We start from the raw sequence: 20986 nt of genomic DNA, 5'->3' as shown, positions 1-20986 counted from the left end.
GTTAACACGGTTTATATTCTCTTGTTGAAAACATATTGAAAAATTGCTGTAGCGGTTTGTTCTTCAAAATTTAACAACTGTTAATTTTGGTTTCATTTTTAACACATTTAACTTAAATTTTTAAGAGATGAAGAACAAACTATTACTTGCATTGATGCTTGTTTTTGCATCAGCCACTTTTGCTCAGAATGTTCAGTTGCATTATGATTTAGGCGAAGGACGGAACTTTTTTACATCTACAGTAGAGATGTTTAAACCAGACAAATATGGTTCTACATTTTTCTTCGTGGATATGGACTACAGTTCTGATTCACGCAATGTAAATAACGGTGTATCTCTGGCTTACTGGGAAATTGCCCGCGCTTTCAAGTGGAAAGAAAACCAGAAAATTATGCCACGTGTGGAGTTTAATAGTGGTTTGATGAAACTGGATGAGCCATTAAAATATGTTGCTATTGAAAATTGTTGGCTGGCTGGTATCGAGCACACCTGGGCATCGGCCGATTTCTCCAAGATCTTTACATTGCAGGGAAACTACAAATACATTCAGGATAAAGAAAATGCTTCATTTCAGATTACAGGTGTATGGACAATTCAGTTGTTAAAGGGTAAAGTTACATTTACAGGATTTGCTGATTTCTGGAAAGAGGGCATGGACTGGACAGGCGATGGAAATGCAGATACTGATTTCAGATTTCTTACTGAACCACAGCTTTGGTTTAATGTAAATTCAAACCTTGCAGTAGGTAGCGAAGTTGAAATCAGCAGTAATTTCGTTGGAGATAAATTCTTTGTCAGTCCAACCGTGGCCTGTAAATGGACATTCTAATTTCAATAAACAATCGCTATGTTAGATAAGTATTTTAAGCTTAAAGAAAATAAAACCAATGTACGAACCGAAGTTGTAGCTGGTATAACCACCTTTATGACGATGGCGTATATTCTGGCAGTAAACCCTCTCATTCTTGGTGATACCGGGATGGATAAAGGGGCTGTATTTACCGCAACAGCTATTTCAGCCGCTGTTGCCACAATCGTAATGGCACTTTTAGCAAAATTGCCTTTTGCTCTGGCTCCAGGGATGGGATTAAATGCCTTTTTTACTTATACTGTATGCTTCGGAATGGGGCACAGTTGGGAATTTGCGTTAACGGCTGTTTTTCTTGAAGGTATTATTTTTATCCTGTTGACTGCTTTTAATATCCGGGAACTTATTATAAAAGCGATACCCAACAATGTAAAACATGCCATATCGGTTGGTATCGGTTTGTTTATTGCTTTTATTGGGCTAAAGAATGCCGGAATTATTGTGAGCAATGAAGCAACTTTTGTAAGCCTGGGAAGTATTATGGATTTCAAGGCCAGCGGTGCACCTTTTGTAGCGCTGATCACAATTATCATCACCGGTGCTTTGCTCGCATTGCGTGTTAAAGGGGCATTGTTAATCGGTATTCTGATTGGCACCATTCTTGGGTTTCCGTTTGGTATAACACACCTTCCGGAAACATTTGATGTGACTCCTCCTTCTGTAGCTCCGGTCTTTGCGAAATTCCAGTGGTCACACATATTTACAATGGATATGCTACTTGTGCTCTTTACCTTCCTTTTTGTTGATATGTTCGATACGGTAGGCACCCTGATTGGTGTATCAACCAAAGCAAATATGCTGGATAAGGAAGGACGTATTCCACGTGTAAAACAAGCGCTTTTTGCGGACTCCATCGGAACTGCATTCGGTGCTTTAATGGGAACATCTACGGTAACAACCTATGTTGAAAGTGCATCGGGTGTGGCTGAGGGTGGCCGGACCGGTTTGACTGCATTAACAACAGGTGTTTTGTTTTTACTGGCCCTGTTTCTGTCGCCACTGTTTCTGATGGTCCCTGCGGCTGCCACTGCTCCTGCACTTGTACTGGTTGGTGCAATGATGATGACACCGATTGCCAAGATCAACCTGGAAGATTATACCGAAATGATCCCGGTATTTTTAACCATTATCATGATGCCGTTAACATTTTCAATTGCAGAAGGAATTGTATTTGGTATGTTATCGTATGTACTTATTAAACTTATATCCGGTAAGGTAAAGGACATTACTCCGGTTATGTATATTCTTGCCGTTTTATTTGTACTGAAGTTCTTTATTTAGGCTATAGTTCATCGATATATGTCAAAGGCCGTCCGGAAGGATGGCCTTTGTTATTTCTAACGAATTATACTGTTCTGAAGGTTATTGATGCTGTAAAATGTCTGCTTTTTATGTTTTACGGCTTACTGATAAACCCTTACATAATCTACTTTAAAGGTAATCGGAAAGAGGTCCGCATTTGGTTCCCCTCCATTTGAACCAATAGCCAGGTTCAGCAGAATATAATGAGTATTACCTTCTCTGAAAGGATTAAAGCCATCATTGTTTCTTGTTTTATCCAGTGGAATTTCATTGAGCAATTCATTATCCAGGTAAAGTTTTATAACTTCCTGATCCCATTTCATTCCCCAAACATGAAATTTATTTACCCAATCAGGATCCTGAGCTGTAAAATGAGACAAAGGTAAACGTTGTGAATCCCAGCTTACACCTCGGCCGTTTTCTCCGCCCCATGCTGCATTGGCCAGTATTGTTGGCTGGTTATTCACTCGGTAAAACTCCATAATATCTATCTCACCACATTCGGGCCAGTGCTTTTCTTTACCAAGGGTCCAGATAGCTGGCCATGATCCTTTAGCTGTATCTATCTTAGCCCTGATCTCAAAATATCCGTAACTGCTCCATTCCTGCAACCCTCTTGAAATAAGACAGGATGAACTGAATTCTGCATACGGCCTCTGTTTACGCCAATCTCTGGAATTTGCATTATACTGCGTATTTGGAATAGAATCTTTTTTCCCCGTTATTAACAGGACGCCGTCTTTGCAAACGGCATTTTCGGGTTGATACCACTGTAATTCGTTATTCCTGACAAATCCATATTCATAGGTCCAGTTCTCGGGATTAGGCCGGCCATCTTCACTAAACTCATCATGCCAGACCAATTGCATGTCAAACATTGTTTCAGGTGCCTGACTTGTGGGTTGGATATTACCGTTAACCTGAGTTTTTGATTTTACTATAAATACAAAAAGGAATAATGTCACGGAAATAAAAAAGGGTAAGATCGGTTTTGCCGGTATCGTATCTTTCATATTTTGTATCATTTTAAATTAAACGTATGATTACTTAATGCTTTGTGGTGCTCCTTCAAAACAAATTTCGTTGTTTTAAGTGTTATAAAATAGCATAAACTTTAAAAATGATAGCAAAGATCCCAAACCGATCTTTTAATCAGTAGCAACTGCATCTTTTCATAAGGCTTTCTTTGGCAATTATGTAATATGTATTTTAAGACGCGGAAAGGTTAATCCTGTTAATCAGAATACCAAACCCTAATGTGATTATTGAAATAGTTACATAAAAAATCAAATTATTTTCTCATATGTCAGAGGTGTTTCATTATTTTCGCAACATGAATAAGTGTGATTCAACTTTTCCGGAACTGATTTCAGCCTGAGAAAGTTGCTTATGCATGCTAATAGAAATAAAACACTAAAAAAAGAATAATATGATTAAAAAACCAATGACCTTTCTGCTGCTGTTTTGCGGATTGTTTATTGCAGTTTCATCATCTGCTAAGAGTCCCGACTGGGAAAATCCACAGATTTTTGGAATAAATAAAGAGGTGCCGAGAGCAACTTCAATGACCTATCCGACAGAAGAGATGGCACTGGACGATAATTATAGTGCGTCTCCTTACTACCAGTTATTGAGTGGCACCTGGAAATTCAACTGGGCCCCGAACCCATCGCAACGTCCAGCCGATTTTTATAAAACGGATTACGACGTATCGTGCTGGGATGATATTCAGGTTCCTTCCAACTGGGAACTGAAAGGTTATGGTATTCCGATTTATACCAATATTACCTATCCTTTTCCGAAGAGACCACCCCATATTCCACACGGGGACAATCCGGTAGGATCATACAAACGGAATTTTACCGTTCCTTCTAATTGGGACGGAAGACGGGTGTATTTGCATTTTAAAGCAGGAACATCCGGGATGTATGTTTGGGTCAATGGAGAAAAAGTAGGTTACAGCCAGGTGACTAAATCACCTGTTGAATTTGATATTACCAAGTATGTAAAAAAAGGTGATAATCAGCTTGCGGTTGAAGTGTACCGGTGGACAGACGGTAGTTACCTTGAAGATCAGGATTTCTGGCGTTTGAGTGGTATTGACAGGGACGTTTTTTTGTATTCTACAGCTCAGGCCAGGATACAGGACTTTTTTGTAAAACCCGATCTCGACGATAAATACCGGGATGGTGAGATAAGTACTGATATTACCTTAAAGAATTTTGGCAAGGAAGATTTAAAGGGTATTGTGGCATTTACTTTATTTGATGCAAATGGCAACCGGGTTCTGGGGAAAGCAAAAGGTGTTGAAATTCCTGCATCCGGTGAATCCGTTGTGAATATTGACGGAAAAATAAAGGATCCTAAACTCTGGAGTGCAGAAACACCAGATTTGTATACGGTGGTTCTTACACTTCTTGATTCAAAAAAGAATATAATAGAATCGACCAGCACGAAAACGGGATTCAGAAAAGTGGAACTGATAGACGGTCAGTTGAGGGTTAACGGTAAATACATTGTAGTGAAAGGAGTAAACCTTCATGAGCACAACGATGTGACCGGCCATTATGTAACACCTGAAACGATAATGAAGGACCTGAAGCAGATGAAGCGTCATAATATCAATGCCATTCGTACAAGTCACTATCCGCATTCCCCCGAACTTTATGCCTTGTGCGATAAATATGGAATGTATGTGGTAGATGAAGCCAATATTGAAACGCATGCAATGGGAGCAGAATTCCAGTCATGGTTTGATAAAAGCAAACATCCCGCATATTTACCGGAGTGGGAAGCAGCCCACATGGACAGAATCAAACGTCTGGTTGAACGCGATAAAAACCATCCTTCGGTAATCATCTGGAGTATGGGAAATGAATGTGGTAACGGACCGGTGTTTTATAAAGCATATGACTGGATAAAGGGTCGTGATAATACCCGTTTGGTTCAGTTTGAACAGGCAGGACAAAATAAAAATACAGACATCGTTAGCCCGATGTATCCTTCAATCAGGAATATGAAGGAATATGCGGACCGCCCATCTGTTCACCGTCCCTTTATTATGTGTGAATATGCCCATGCCATGGGGAACAGTACCGGTAATTTTAAGGAATACTGGGATATTATTAACAATTCGCCAAATATGCAGGGTGGTTTTATCTGGGACTGGGTTGATCAGGGCTTACTGACTCAAAATGATGACGGCGAAAAATTCTGGGGTTACGGTGGTGATCTCCTAAGCGGCCATCTGCATAACGATCAGAACTTTTGTCTGAATGGTGTTGTAAATCCTGACAGAACACCGCATCCGGGATTGAACGACGTGAAGAAAGTTTATCAGAACATTAAGTTCATTCCGGTGAAACCGCTTGAGGGAGTTCTTAAAGTTAAAAACGAGTACAATTATACATCGTTAAATAAATTCAACTTTAAATGGGTGTTGCTGGAAAACGGAAAAGAAATTGCCAGCGATAAATTTAATGTGGATGCTGATCCTGAAACAACTCAACAAATAACTCTGAACCTGCCCGGAATTAAACCTGAAGCAGGAAAAGAATATGCATTAAACTTGTACGCTTTCACGAAAGATGCTTCGGAAATGATTCCGGCGGGATTCGAACTTGCTGACGATCAGTTTGAACTCAATAAGGATGCGTGGTTTAAAGCTGTGAACTACGAGGCCGCTTCAGGAAAACCGGCAATGAAAGATGAGAATGGTAAGGTTATTGTTTCGGGAGATAATTTTGTGGTCACCTTTAATAAAGAAACCGGTGAAATGATCGGCTTTGTTTCACATGGAAAGGAACTGATTGCTGCTGCTCCACGTCCTAACTTCTGGCGCGCTCCGGTGGATAATGACTTTGGTAATCATATGCCTGAGAAACTGGCTGTATGGAAGAAGGCCGGTAAAGAAGCGATGCTCAAAAATTTCTCGGTTGAAGAAGGTAATGACGTTGTAACTGTAAAAACCGCGTATGATCTTAAGGATGTAGATGCTGATTATTCCGTGGATTACACCATTAATAGCGCAGGAGAAGTAAAAGTAGATGTGTCATATAAAACTGATGCGGAATTGCCTGAAATGCCTCGGTTTGGAATGGCAATGGTTGTTTCTCCGGGTTTTGAGGATTATGTATATTATGGACGCGGACCATGGGAAAACTATGCCGACCGTAATTATTCATCGCATCTGGGAGAATATACGAGTAAGGTTCAGGATCAGTATTTTGCATACATCCGGCCACAGGAAAACGGCAATAAAACTGATGTGAGATGGTTGTCGCTGACAGATAATTTTGGTGATGGTATTGTCGTAAAGGGTATTCAGCCATTGAGTGTTACTGCTTTGCATAATCCTGTTGAAGATTTTGATCCGGGAAGATGGAAAGCACAGCGTCACACAACAGATATTAAGCCGCATAAAGAAATCTACCTATACGTAGATCTTGCACAGCGTGGTGTAGGTGGTGATGACAGTTGGGGACGTTTGCCACATGATCAATACAGGCTGCAGAATAATACGTATTCTTACAGTTATATTCTAAGTCAGGCGAGATAGGATATCGAAGAATTTTAAATGAGGTGTACTGGTTTTTTGAACTGGTGCACCTTTTTTATTTGAGTAAAACCAATTGTGTTCCAACAGCTTCTTGCAATCAAAAATGATTTGTGTAAATTTGTCCGGTAGGGATACGTAGAAAATATTGAATTTGGTCTAACTCCTGCTATTTAACTGATCTAAAATTAAACAACTTAAAATGCAACGACTGATATCTGCCTTGGTTATTGTATCATTTTATTTTACAGGTTCTTTTGCTCAGAAAATACTTGATTTTAATAAGCTGACTATTGATGACGGGTTTACGAGCAGCCGGGCCAATGTAATTCTTCAGGATAAAAAGGGGTTTATCTGGTTTGGGACATGGAATGGTCTAAACAGATATGACGGATATGAAACGGAGATTTTTAAACCAAAATATCACGACTCAACCACAATAAGCAACCGTGAGGTAACTGCACTACTGGAGGATCACGTTGGGAATATCTGGATTGGGACAACCTCGGGGTTAAACTGTTATAATCCGCAGTATAATTCGATGAAACGTTATTCTTTTCAGTATCGGATTTTGGCTTTGTATCAGGATGAGGATAAAAAAATATGGGTTGGAACCAATGGGGGCGGTTTATATCTGCTTGATCCAGAGACAGGTGGAAAGGAGCATTTTCTCGGGGCAGATGTAATTAGTGATATTTATGAAGATTCACGGCATATTTTCTGGATTGCCACTTATCAGGGATTGCTCAATTTTGATCGTTCCAGCAAAAGTTATGTTCGTTTTTTGCCAGAAAGGAATAATCCAAATTCCTTAAACAATAATACAGTTACTCAGATTGTGGAGTCGGAAGATCATAATTTATGGATCGGCACATGGGGAGGTGGTCTGAATAAAATGGTTTACAATGAAAACCAGGACAGCATTAAATTTTATGCTTACAATAGTTATTCGGGAAACAGATCACTTTCGGCTAACGTAATATATCAGCTTTATTACGATAATTATGGAAATTTATGGGCAGGCACATGGTCTGATGGCTTATATCTTCTTGAACGTGGGGAGCAGGGAAAGACACCGGATAAAGCCTTATTCCATTCATTTAAACATGATCCTGCCAACTCATTCAGCATCTCAGGAAATAATATAACGGCTTTATTTGTTGATCGCTCCGGTATTTTATGGGTAGGTGCGGCGAATATAGACAGAGCCAGTATAATAAAGAATGGTTTTACGCGGTATAAAACCTCCAGGCTGGTTAACGGTAATGTCCAAGAGAACACTGTTCGTACTTTAATGGATGTTGATGGAAAATTATTAGTGGGTACTTCCAATGACTTGCAGGTTTATGATTTTGTATCAGACAGATATGTTATGTATAAAAGCATAAGCAGACCTGTGTATTCATTCAGAAACATGTTCTTCGGTTCATCTTCAATACTTGATATAGCTCAGGATGAGCAGGGAATATGGGTTGGAACTGACGATGCAGGATTAATATTGTATCCGGGTAAAAGTGCCTTGCTGAATAAAAGCCCCCGTTTTATCTTTTTAAATTCTTCAACAACACCGCGTTTACCTGGCAATAAAATTGGAAATGTGGTTGCTTCCAGAAAGTATCCGGGCGTGCTGTGGGTTGGAACTGCTCAAAGTGGGATGGCTAAACTTTTGTATTCGAACAAGAAAAAAGAGACGGTTATCTGGACCAGTGGGAGCTATAGTAATTCCTTGTCAGATAATAATGTCAGGGCAGTTCTTGAAGATAAGGACGGCATTGTGTGGATTGGAACTCAGAATGGTTTAAACAGATTAGATCCTGAAACCGGATTTATAGAAAAATATCATTATTCATTCAGTGATACAGGGTCAATAAACGATAACGTTATTAATGTACTGTTTGAAGATTCCTTTGATAATCTATGGATAGGAACAAATTCAGGGCTGAATAAGAAGGTGGAACATGTTGCAGGAAACGGTAAAAGAAATATCTACTTCAAAGGATATCCAAACGTAAATCATCTGGATGATGAAATTATCTCGAATATCGAGGAAGATGATGAAGGAAACCTTTGGCTGGGATTGTATCAGGGCGTTATTAAGCTTAATATTCTAAAGGATACCTTTGTTAAAGGTTATTTTTCGAAGGATTATCAAAGGATAATTATTAACCGGAATACATGTATAAAAAACAATTCAGGAGAACTGATATATGGTGGTGCAAATGGTTTTATGACCATGAAAACGGATAGTATCCTGCCTTCTTCAGTGCCACCCCAGGTTGAGTTTACAAATATATTTGTGTTCAACAACGATCTGGAAAATAAAGAAACAGCAGAAAAATATGGTGTGGATCAAACGATACCTTTTGTTAAAACCTTAGACCTTTCCTATAAGGATAAAATTTTAAGGGTGGAGTTTTCTGCAATGGATTTTAAAAGCCCCAAAAAGAATACATATTCGTATATCCTGGAAGGTTTTGATGAAATGTGGAACGATGCAGGAACAAGGAACTCTGCAACCTATACCAATATAAGTCCGGGAGAATATACATTTAAGGTCAGGGCAACAAACAGCGATGGTATTGAGAGCAGTGAACCGGCTGAATTAAAGGTGATTGTTGCTTCACCATGGTGGAATACAACTTTTGCATATATTGTTTTCGGGTTGTTGTTGATAGGGCTGCTCTATTTCTTTAAACAATATTCCATCATTGAAGTAAGGCAGAAAGGCAAAATTATGCTTGAACATTTGCAGTTTGAAAAGGAGCATGAGCTAAATGAGGTAAAGTCTAGGTTCTTTACAAATATTACACACGAATTCCGTACCCCTTTAACGCTTATTCAGGGACCTGCCGAAGAGCTTGCTAAGAATACTGAACTGCCACCTAATGCTATAAAACAGGCTACTTTGATTCAGCGCAATGCACAAAGATTATTGAGACTTGTCAATCAGCTGATGGAATTCAGAAAGGTTGAACAGGAGAAAATGGAAGTATATTTTCAGAAGACGAATGTGAACGAGATTATTAACGATCTGTTCGAGTCATTTAAAAGTATGGCTGATTCCAAAAATATTAATCTTAAGCTTGAGGTTCCTGGTTCGGTCATTTATGCTGAAGTTGATATTGATAAATTTGAAAAAGTACTTTACAACCTTGTTTCTAATGCATTTAAATACTCTGAGGATGGAGGCATTATAACACTGAGGGTTTTTGTGGAAGAAACATCCGTTTCAGAAAAATCTCTGATATTGGAGGTGGAGGATACAGGCATTGGAATTGAACAGAAATACCAGGAAAAAGTCTTTGAGAAATTCTTTCAGGCAAACAGTAAACAGACGCAAAGTACGGGTGGTATAGGCCTGTTTTTATCTAAAGCTTTTGTTGAATTACATGGAGGAAATATTGAACTGGATAGTGAGCCGGGAAAGGGAAGTTGTTTCAGAGTTATTCTCCCTGTTTCTCATGGCGTCGAAGATATGCAATCAAATGATTTGGGAATCTCTGAGGTGTCTGCGGAAGAAGTTGAACAGGAAGAAGTTACCGATAATATAAGTCATACATCTTTTACAAAACCGAAAGTTTTGGTTGTAGAAGACGACGGGGAACTGAATGAGTTTATTGTTTCCGGGCTGGAAGATGAGTTTGAGGTTATTGGCGTTTATAACGGAAGGGAAGGCTTTGATTCGGCAAAGAAGAATGAGCCGGATTTAATTATTTCTGACATCATGATGCCGGAATTGGACGGAATTGAGATGATGAAGGCTTTGCGCAAGGATTTTACAACTTCGCATATTCCTGTAGTATTTTTAACTGCCAAAACAATGCGGGAGGATGAAATACTTGGATTGAAACTGGGGGCTGTTGATTATATACATAAACCTTTTAATCTGATTTCTCTGAGGCTAAAGATTCAGAATATTCTGGAAAACAGACAACGGATAAGGGATAAAATAAAAGCTGATCAACTTCTTGAACCTGAAGAGATTGAGCTGACTTCATTGGATGACAAATTTCTTAAAGAGGCCGTTGAGGCTGTCAATGATAATATTGATGATACCTCATTCGATGTTGAAAAATTCAGTATGGTGATCGGTGTCAGTCCTAATAAGGTTTACCGGAAAATTAAAGCTTTAACCGGACAAACCGCCAAAGAATTTATCCGTAACCAAAGGCTTAAAGCCGCAGCTAAAATGCTGTTGCAAAACAAAAGATCTATCTCCGAAATTATATACATGGTTGGCTTTTCAAGTCCTTCGTATTTTACCCGCTGCTTCAGGGAGTATTATGGATGCACACCAAAAGAGTATATAGAAAAAGGGGGTGATGTTTAATTTTTAGCCGGTTCCCTAATTATTAATATTATTCATGGATTGATATATTGTTTTATCAATTTTGTGATAGTGTATGTTGTGTTTTTGATATAGCATTTATTTTTATAGGTTTATTTTTGGTACTGGTTAAGTACGGCTGAATCAGTCATGTTGCTTTGTGCCGGTTATCAATTATGGATCACTAATATAACAGGAAATACTATGAAATTAACCCGAATGTTTAAAAAATATACCAGATATGTGTTTTTCGCGATTTCAGTTGCCACAATGGCGTTAAGTTCATGTAATCTGAAATCAGCAAATGGAAAAGTTACAGGTTCTAATCATGAATTTCAACCCGGAGAGTTATGGTTCGATACGGATAGTGTTCACATTAATGCTCATGGTGGAGGTGTTCTGGTTTATGATAACCGCTATTATTGGTTTGGTGAACACAAAACACAGGGACGAAGGGGAAATACTTCACTGCAGGGTATAAGATGTTATTCGTCAGATGATCTGTATAACTGGAGGAACGAGGGTATTGCACTGGCAACAGTTGATGAACCCGGTCATGATATTGAGCCGGGAAGTGTAATGGAGCGTCCAAAGGTGATTTACAATGCATCCACAAAAAAGTTTGTTATGTGGTTTCATCTCGAATTAAAAGGTAAGGGCTATTCCGCAGCACGAACTGCTGTAGCCACAAGTGATAAGGTTACGGGGCCATATACGTATGTCAGATCATACCGTGTAAATCCCGGAATTTGGCCCATTGAATTTACGGATGAACAGAAAAATGCAACATATAGAAGCGATCTGGAATGGTGGACTCCGGATTGGACTGAAGCTGCTAAGAATGGATTGATGGTTTCACGTGATTTTGAATCCGGACAAATGGCTCGTGATATGACCTTATTTGTAGATGATGACGGAAAAGCATATCACATTCATGCATCAGAGGAAAATCTGACTTTGCATATTGCCGAACTAACACCTGACTATACAGGTTTTACAGGTAAATGGACGCGGGTTTTTCCCATGGGGCATAATGAGGCTCCGGCAATTTTCAAACATCAGGGGAAATATTATATGATCACATCAGGTTGTACCGGATGGGACCCGAATGCAGCCCGTTCGGCTGTTGCAGAATCAATTTGGGGACCCTGGCAGGCACTTGGAAATCCTTGTGTGGGTGAAGACTCAGATCTTACATTTCACTCTCAAAGTACCTTTGTTTTACCAGTTCCGGGTAAAGAAGATGCGTATATTTTTATGGCGGACCGCTGGAGGCCAAGAAATCCGGTAGATGGGAGATATATTTGGTTGCCGCTTGAATTTGAAAATGGCAAGCCGGTTTTGAAGTGGTATGATAAATGGGACCTGACCTTTTTTGATCAACAGAAATAAATATAAACGGGAAATAGATTGATGATGAATTGGCTGACTGTAAAAAGGATTACTATTTTGTTATTGTTTTCAGGATTAGTATTGTCTTGTAAAAGTGAAGAGTTTGATTTGCCTTCGAAAGAGGAGGTTAAAACAGTAATTATTAAAGTTAACGACAACTGGCAAAAACAACATCCTGAACATGGCAGGGCATTTTGGGACAACGCAGCATATCATACGGGAAATATAGCAGCATATGAGATCACGGGAATCGACAGGTATCTGGATTATTCCGAGGCCTGGGCAGTGAAAAATGACTGGAAAGGTGCAACATCTGATGATAAGGCTGCATGGAAATACCACTATGGTGAAACAAATGATCATGTTTTGTTCGGGGATTGGCAGATTTGTTTTCAGACTTATATTGATCTTTTTAACTTAACGGAACCAAAAGATTCATCAAAAATTGCCAGGGCACGGGAAGTGATGGAATACGAAATGAGTACTGACAGAAACGATTACTGGTGGTGGGCTGATGGCTTATATATGGTAATGCCTGTAATGACAAAACTTTATAATGTTACAGGAAATGAACAGTACCTGGACAAGCTTTATGAATACTTTAAATATGCGCAAAGCATTATGTACGATGATGAAACAGGATTGTTTTACCGGGATGCCAAATATGTATATCCCAGACATAAATCACTAAACGGCAAAAAGGATTTCTGGGCGAGGGGTGATGGCTGGGTGTTTGCGGGTCTTGCCAAAATAATTCAGGATATGCCGGATGCTTATGTGCACAAGACTGAGTTCATCAAGATTTATAAACGTATGGCAGCAACGCTTATTGCAGCTCAGCAACCGGAGGGTTACTGGACAAGGAGTATTCTTGATTCGGAACATGCACCGGGACCTGAAACAAGCGGGACTGCCTTTTATACGTTTGCCTTGTTTTGGGGTATGAATCATGGAATTCTGTCTGATGATGATTATCTGCCTGCCGCATTAAATGCATGGAAATATTTAACAACCACAGCCATTGACGAAAACGGACGTGTTGGATACGTTCAACCCATCGGAGAACGTGCAATTCCAGGACAGATTGTCAATGAAAATTCAACATCTAATTTTGGTGTTGGAGCTGTTTTGCTGGCCGCATCTGAAGTTTACCGGTTTGTGAATAATAAGTGACACCGAATTTTGTAAAAAGTATCTTTTGAAATGACTCATATAAAATTTATTGCTGTTTTATTAGTATTATTCTTCGCATTACCGTTACAGTTTTCTGCCCAGAATAAACTGCCGGAAAAGTCTGAAGTTATCTCCGTTCTTAAAAAAGTTAATAATAACTGGATGTCAACTCATAAGGATCCGGGCGACCGCGAATGGGCAAATTCAGTTTATTTTACCGGAGATCTGGATTTTTATAAGCTCTACCCAAAACACGATTATCTGGATTATGCTTTAACCTGGGCAAATAATCATAACTGGCAGCTAAGTGGCGGTACAACTACCGTAAATGCTGATCAGCAGTGTGCCGGTCAGTCTTATATTGAATTATATAATATTGATGGTTCGACAGATGAGAGTAAAATAGAAGCAATTGATGCTGCTATGACACGTATGGTCAACAGAGATATATATGATTCATGGTGGTGGATTGATGCCTTGTATATGGCAATGCCGGGTTTTGCAAAACTTGGAAACCTGCATAATGATACAGCATATTTTGAGCAAATGTATAAGCTTTATACAAATACAAAAGTGACCAGGAATCTTTATAATTCCAGTGAAGGGCTATGGTATCGGGATGAATCATTTTTGCCGGATCAGAAATTGACACCCAATGGTGAGGATATTTACTGGTCGCGGGGAAACGGTTGGGTATTTGCAGCTCATGCCAGGATATTACAACTTTTACCTTCTGATGAAAATCACAGGGATGAATATCTGGAAACGTTTACAGAAATGGCTCAGGCTTTAGTGTTGAGGCAACGGGATGATGGTTTATGGAATCCCAGTCTGGATGATCCGGATGATTTTGGCGGACCCGAGACCAGCGGCACCTGTTTTTTTACCTATGGTCTGGCATGGGGCATCAATGCCGGAATTCTGGATAGTGCGATTTACTACCCTGTGGTTCAAAAAGCCTGGGAGGGATTAATAACAGTTGCTCTACACGATGATGGTTACGTTGGCTATATTCAGGGCGTCGGATCCCAGCCTTCATCATCCCAGCCCGTAACTTATAATTCAACTGCTGATTTTGGTGTGGGTGCTTTTCTGATGGCAGGAACTGAAGTAGCAAAATTAGCCGAGGGGGTGATGCCACAACCTTCTGAATTTTATCTCGATTCCCTCGTGGTTGTGGATAATTCAGAAATACAGGTGTTCTTTAACAAAAGTGTGGATGTGGTTAGTGCCATAGATCCTGAAAATTATTCAGTTACAGGAGATATTCAGATAAATAATATTACTGCCGGAGATAATGATAGCAGTGTAATACTTAATGTCATAGGATTGGAGCCGGGAAGCTATACCCTGTTTGTAGAGGATGTTTTGAGTGCAGATCACAACACTCTGGAAGTAGGCGAATTTCTTAATTTCGTATATAGCGGTGAGGTGAAAATAGTGGATTACAGCAATTATCAGCCAAATACAAGTAATGTGCCAGAAAACACTCTGGATTTCAATTTTAGTACACGTTGGTCATCAGAAGGGACCGATGAATGGATTATATATGATTTGGGAGAATTGAAAAATATTGAATCAGTTGACATTGCATTCTATAATGGGAATATTCGTAAAACTTTTTTTGCCATTGAGGTGTCTTCTGATGGTATAAATTTTACAGAAGTTTTTAATGGTGAATCCAACGGCATGACCCCGGATTATGAATTTGAAAATTTTGATTTTGAAGATGTTGACGCAAGATACGTTAAATATCATGGTTTTGGCAACAGCAGCAATTTATGGAACAGCCTTACGGAAGTAAAGATTAATTATTCCGATTTAATTTCCGGTATTGACATGTCTGAGTTTCATGCTTCAGGCGTTAAACTCTATCCGAATCCTTTGGTGGGATCACAGTTTTATATTGAATCCCGGTATAAAACGCAGAATAATTACCTTGAAGTATTTGATGTAGCCGGCAAACTGGTGCTGCTTGAAAAGAATGTTAAACAGGAAGAAGACAGGCTTTGTGTTCAGAATATAAAACTGCAGCCTGGTATTTATACTGTACAACTCAATCGTAAATCCAGTGCAAGACTTTTGATAAAGTGATAAGTAATTATACGATTTGTATTACTTTTAACCCTCTGGCTTATCCGGAGGGTTTTGTATTTATGGATTTTAACAGGTATAATTGAAACGGCGTTATTTTTTTAAAATCAGTTTTAAAGGTACTGCTTTCCATGGTTGGCAAAAGCAGCATGGAGTGCAAAGTGTACAGGAGACAATAGAGATGGCATTGTCAAATGTACTTAAACAGGAAGTGTATATTGCAGGTTGTGGGAGGACAGATGCGGGAGTTCATGCGTCGCAGTATTATTTTCACCTTGATTTTAATGAAGAATTACAACCTGATTTTTTGTTTGTGATCAATAAAGAATTGCCTGAAGATATTTCAGTCCATAAAATATTTGAAGCGGAAAGGAATTTACATGCACAGTTCAGTGCCATTCAAAGAACATACACCTATAAAATTCATACGGCTAAAAATCCTTTTTTAAGTGAACTGAGCGCGTATTATCCGCTCGAAAATTTCAATGTTAGTGAAGTCCGAAAGGCAGTTAAGCTTTTAACCGGGATGTTGAATTTTAAAGCTTTTTGTATCACTCCGGCAAAACATTCTAATACTGTATGTACAATTTACAGTGCATCGTTTACTGAAGATCCGGGGCTGAACGCATACGTATTCCGGATTTCTGCTGATCACTTTCTGCGGGGTATGATCAGGATAATTGTGGGTAAACTTATTGAAATAGGATCAGGCAGAATGACAGTTGCTGAGTTAGAACACCACCTTAATACCGGAGAACGGTTTAAATTTATGAATCAGGCATATCCTCAGGGATTGTATTTGTCTGAAATAAAATATGAATCTGAATAATTTTATCGATGAAAAACTCACAAAACCGGAAATTATTGGGTAGTAATCTTACGGTATTTTTATAACTTTTTACATTTTCTTATTGAATTTTAAAATCCTTTCTGTATTTTTAGTGACTGTATGTGAAAAACAAAAAGTGAATTTTTACTCTTAGTGCTAACTAAATTTATTAAGTATGGAAAAACTTTACACGCTTGATATGCTTGTGCATATGCTATTCCAATGTTTTTATTTAGAAAATTAATTCCAGATAATGGGTTTAATACTTTTTAATTTAGTCAGGGCGTTTTGGCTAATTTGAAGAAAATCCAAATTATTTAATATTATACAAATCAATTAATTTAATGCTAAAATTAAACTATTTATTATGAGACGTTTAAACACATTTTTATTGGTTTTGGGTCTTTTTGTCTTAACGGGCATGAGTGCGCAAAATCTTTTGTTAAACGGTGATTTTGAATCGTGGGACGATGTCAATACACCAACCAGTTGGGGTACAATTCAGAGTGTATCTCAGGAAGCCGATGCGGATAGCATACATGGAGGTACGTATTCGGCAAAACAACTTGGAGGTAGAAGTGATCTGGGACAGGGTATATCGGATATAATACCTGGAAGATCTTACAAAGTTACTATGTGGTACCAGGTTACGGCTGGTGACGGCACTGATGCCAGGATTTGGGCGTATTGGTTAAGCGGTGGTAGCACGTTAGGTGATAATGCAGATGAACTGAGAGGTCCTAATAACAGCTTTCTCGATAATAATGGTGGTGCATGGGCTTCATACTCTACTACAGTAGTTGCACCTGCAACGGCAGATAGTTTTTATTTTGAAGTAAGAACTTATTCAGGAGCGGTTGTTAATTATGATGATTTTTCTTTTGAGTTATTATCAGCGAGTGCACCTGTAATTGCTGATGTTACAGTTGATCCTGTATCTGTTACGTCTTCTGATGATGTAACCGTGAGTGCAACCGTTACCGATGATGGAACAGTGGCAACTGTTGGACTAGTCTGGGGATTGACTTCAGGTTCAACCGATAATCAGGTGGTTATGAGCAATGGAGGTTCAGGCGATGTCTATACCGGTACCATACCTGCACAGGCGGATGGAGCAACCGTATATTTTACTGTCGGAGCTATGGATAACGATAGTGAAACTTCTTCTTCGGCAGAAATGACCTATGTTGTAAGAGATCCATCAATGGCTGCTTTACCTTACACACAAACTTTTGATGCTGATCTTGGCGACTTTTATGCTTACAGCGTATCCGGTGATACCAAGGATTGGTACTATGCAAGCGGTTATGCTGCAGCTAACGGCTTTAACTCGGGTGATGAAGAGATCGACTACCTTATTTCCCCGGCATTTGATCTGACCGGAACCATGGATGAGGTTATTTCATTTAAAACATGGCGTAAATATGGTGTTGATGATGATGCTGATAATTATCTGAAATTATACTATTCAACTGATTACGCTGGATTGGGGGATCCATCCACTGCGACATGGACAGAAGTATCCGGAACAACTTTCCCTACAACTGCTGAGGCAGAAACATGGACGAAATCAGAGGATGTCGATGTTTCAGTGGCAGAAGGAGATAATGTACACTTTGCATTTGTTTATAAATATCAGGCTGGAAACTATGTTCAATGGGAAGTTGACAGTGTAGTTATTAAAGAAGCAGGTGTGTTAAATGATAAGGCTGCGGCTGTAAATTGGGTATTCGATTTGGGTACTGCTGATCAGAAAGCAACATATACAGATTCAACATTATGGGATCCTGAGGAAGTTACCGTTGGAAGTAATTTTTCTTACAACGGAACTGAAGGATGGCGAGGAACGGACGGAGAATATGTGCTTCCTACCTTCACGCGAGTTGAATCAGGATCGAAAGATTATGATAATCCAAGTGCCGATAATATGGTATCATTTGTTATTAATCCAAAGGCCGATTTAACCTTTAAACCAACAAATATTTCATTCGATTGTGCACGCTTTGGAACGAATGGAGGAAAACTTAATCTTTACTGGTTATCTCCGGATGGAACACAAACAGCATTTGGTCCTGTAGATTTCCAGGGAAACAGATCAAATAGCACTGAAGATTTACCTACTCAAATAGATATTGATGTTTCAGGATTGAATTTTCCTGCAGGTGTAGGTAGTTGTGCATTACAAATAAATATTACCGAACTGGATTCTGGTAAGCGTGTTGGTTTTGCCAATATTCAGATTGACGGCTTGTTAAGTGGAAAAGTAGTTATTCCACCACCATTTGTATTAATGCACTCATATACATTTGAAGATGCTGATACTGTTATTGATAAAGTCGGTTCTGTAAACGGAACATTGGAAGGTAATGCTGCTACAGCAGATGGAGCACTGGTTCTCGATGAAAACGGTGATTACGTATCATTTGATGGTGCTGCACTTGACCTGAATTCATATAGTGCCATTACAATGGAATACAACTTCATGGGATCAGAAACAGCTAATACAGGTTGGAACTGGACAGGTTATTTTGGCGGTGATGCCGGAGCTAATGCATTCTATACTTCCTTAGGTCATTGGAATACTGAGATGCGTACAACCTATTCCGGACAGGAAATTTTCAGAAATGATGTGTATCATAACGATGGTAAATTACATACTATTGTAACAGTACTGACCACTGATTCTCTATTGCTTTACAGGGATGGTGTTCGCTACGATCAGCGTGCCATTACGGATGGATTTACAATTGATCCTACCAATGCATTTTTAGGAAAAGGTTACTGGAATGATGCCACATGGCAGGGATCTATATATGAATTTAATATTTATGATGGTGAACTGGATCCGCAGACTATCTCGGATAATGCTTATGCATTCCTTAGTCCTTCTGATGCACGTTTAGCTGAATTATCGTCGGCAGATGGGGAGTTAATCCCAACTTATGATCCGTACGCAGGCGTTACAACAATGGTTCTTTCAGTTGCTGATGGAACAACAAATGTAAATATCGCTGCTGTTCCTATGACAGACGGTGCTGCTGTAACGGGTGCAGGTGATGTAGCAATTGAAGGAGCTGTAGATACAATCGAAGTAAAAGTTGTGTCTGTTGATAAAACAGATTCTATCATTTACACCATTTATACTATGGTTGTAAATAATGATTGTTATACACCAACGTATACAGAACTTGAAAACCTTGTTTCTGATCCGGAATTGTCTATGATTTCAAATTTTGGCGGATGGGGAAACAGATCTATCATGTACGGACCTGACGCCTATTGCGGTGCCAGCAGTGGCATGATTGTTGGTAATAATGGTGGATCTATTGACTTACTGAATACAGCAAGCCTGTTAAAACCAAATACCACATATCTTGTAAAAGCAATGGTTTATGCTGCAGGTTCAGGGCAATGCCAGATTGGTATTGGAGGAGATATACTTAATCCAAATCCGATGGAGGTAAGATCTACAACGAATGATCAGTGGGAAGAAATTTCATTCACATTCACTACTCAGGGAACTATCCCAAGTGGAGCTGTTATCTATTTCAATAACTACGGACTAAGTAATGAGTTGTGTTACATAGATAACTGGGAATTATATGCAGTACCACCGTACACACTTGCTTTTGTAACAAAATCTAGCTCTGCATATGATATTGCAGCTATTGATTCTATTAAAGCGCAGGGTGACTACCTTGTTAAGACTTATATTCCTGACGGAGGTGATGGCGTAATTACTATGGATGATGCAACTGCTTTAAGTGATTACGATGTTGTTATCATAGGGCGTAATATCGGCAGTGATAAAGTTGGTGCAGCGAAGGATGCATGGGATGAAATTACTGCACCGGTGCTGTGTATGAATATGTATGGTATCAGGTCTAATAGTGGAAGGGCATTCTGGACACCAACTCAGGTTGCTAATAACATAACAGCGAATGCTGATACAGTGTTGAAGGCACAAATAGTTAAACCGACAGATGCGGTATTTGACGGTATCACAGAAACAACTATTGATTACTGGAATGGAATGTTCAGTATATTTGCTCCGGACACAGAAGGTGATGATGCCGGTAATGGCGAGTTGTTGATGACGTCAACAATTAATGAGCCGTTATTTATGCGTTGGGAAAAGAATGTTGAGTTCTATCCTGGCGCTGGTCATTCGCCAAAAGGAGATCGTACTTATCTGGGTAACGGTAATGATAATACCGAAGTTGTTTACTTTGGGTTCACTGAAGTAGGAAAAACAATTTTCTTTAATGAGTTAGAGAGAATGGCATCAGGTGAGCCTCTCGTTATTCCAAGAGTTAAAAAAGTAGCCTACGTACAGAAGTCGGGTAAAACCGTAGTAGCCACAGCAGCTGATCCATACAATGATCCGATTGTGGAAATGCTGAATGCAGATGATAACTTTGAAGTAACCGTTATTCAGCTTGGAGC

At 39.2% G+C, this 20986-nt stretch carries 10 protein-coding genes; 9 read left to right on the top strand and 1 reads right to left on the bottom strand.

Annotation, left to right across the window (positions count from 1 at the left end; translation table 11 throughout):
- The first annotated feature begins 127 nt into the window (after positions 1 to 127).
- Both ACE01N_RS19040 and ACE01N_RS19035 read left to right on the top strand, forming a co-directional pair.
- Entirely contained in the window at positions 128 to 829 is a 702-nt protein-coding gene (locus tag ACE01N_RS19040; RefSeq protein ID WP_380592395.1) for a DUF5020 family protein, read from the top strand.
- An 18-nt stretch (positions 830 to 847) separates the two neighbouring features.
- The gene (locus ACE01N_RS19035; RefSeq protein ID WP_375728548.1) at positions 848 to 2149 is read left to right on the top strand and encodes an NCS2 family permease; all 1302 of its coding nucleotides are present in this window, start codon (positions 848 to 850) and stop codon (positions 2147 to 2149) included.
- A gap of 122 nt (positions 2150 to 2271) precedes the next feature.
- Here the strand turns inward: ACE01N_RS19035 and ACE01N_RS19030 are convergent, their stop codons facing one another.
- Positions 2272 to 3183 (bottom strand): glycoside hydrolase family 16 protein, encoded by a 912-nt coding sequence (locus ACE01N_RS19030; RefSeq protein ID WP_380592393.1) that lies wholly within the window; start codon positions 3181 to 3183, stop codon positions 2272 to 2274.
- Between the two features lie 416 nt (positions 3184 to 3599).
- On the opposite strand from ACE01N_RS19030, the gene lacZ reads away from it, so the two are divergent.
- The 7 genes from lacZ to ACE01N_RS18995 form a co-directional block, all read left to right on the top strand.
- Positions 3600 to 6728, top strand: coding sequence for a beta-galactosidase, LacZ type (lacZ, locus tag ACE01N_RS19025; protein WP_380592391.1), 3129 nt, complete (start codon positions 3600 to 3602; stop codon positions 6726 to 6728).
- A gap of 199 nt (positions 6729 to 6927) precedes the next feature.
- Positions 6928 to 11055 (top strand): hybrid sensor histidine kinase/response regulator transcription factor, encoded by a 4128-nt coding sequence (locus tag ACE01N_RS19020; protein ID WP_380592389.1) that lies wholly within the window; start codon positions 6928 to 6930, stop codon positions 11053 to 11055.
- A gap of 201 nt (positions 11056 to 11256) precedes the next feature.
- The gene (locus ACE01N_RS19015; protein ID WP_380592387.1) at positions 11257 to 12444 is read left to right on the top strand and encodes a glycoside hydrolase family 43 protein; all 1188 of its coding nucleotides are present in this window, start codon (positions 11257 to 11259) and stop codon (positions 12442 to 12444) included.
- A 21-nt stretch (positions 12445 to 12465) separates the two neighbouring features.
- Complete coding sequence (locus ACE01N_RS19010; protein WP_380592385.1) at positions 12466 to 13617, top strand: glycoside hydrolase family 88/105 protein; 1152 nt, start codon at positions 12466 to 12468, stop codon at positions 13615 to 13617.
- Positions 13618 to 13647: 30 nt separating this feature from the next.
- Positions 13648 to 15711 carry a glycoside hydrolase family 88 protein gene (locus ACE01N_RS19005; protein ID WP_380592383.1) on the top strand — a complete coding sequence of 688 codons (2064 nt, stop codon included), beginning with the start codon at positions 13648 to 13650 and terminating at the stop codon, positions 15709 to 15711.
- An 82-nt stretch (positions 15712 to 15793) separates the two neighbouring features.
- Entirely contained in the window at positions 15794 to 16540 is a 747-nt protein-coding gene (truA, locus tag ACE01N_RS19000) for a tRNA pseudouridine(38-40) synthase TruA (protein ID WP_380592381.1), read from the top strand.
- Positions 16541 to 16907: 367 nt separating this feature from the next.
- Positions 16908 to 20986 (top strand): LamG-like jellyroll fold domain-containing protein (locus ACE01N_RS18995; protein WP_380592379.1); only part of this gene is annotated, 4079 nt, incomplete at its 3' end.

Origin of the sequence: Quyinboa ferrireducens, from assembly GCF_042436675.1 — a bacterium.
Classification (GTDB): domain Bacteria; phylum Bacteroidota; class Bacteroidia; order Bacteroidales; family UBA5342; genus JBHJHP01.
This window is presented reverse-complemented; position numbering and strand designations above follow the sequence as displayed.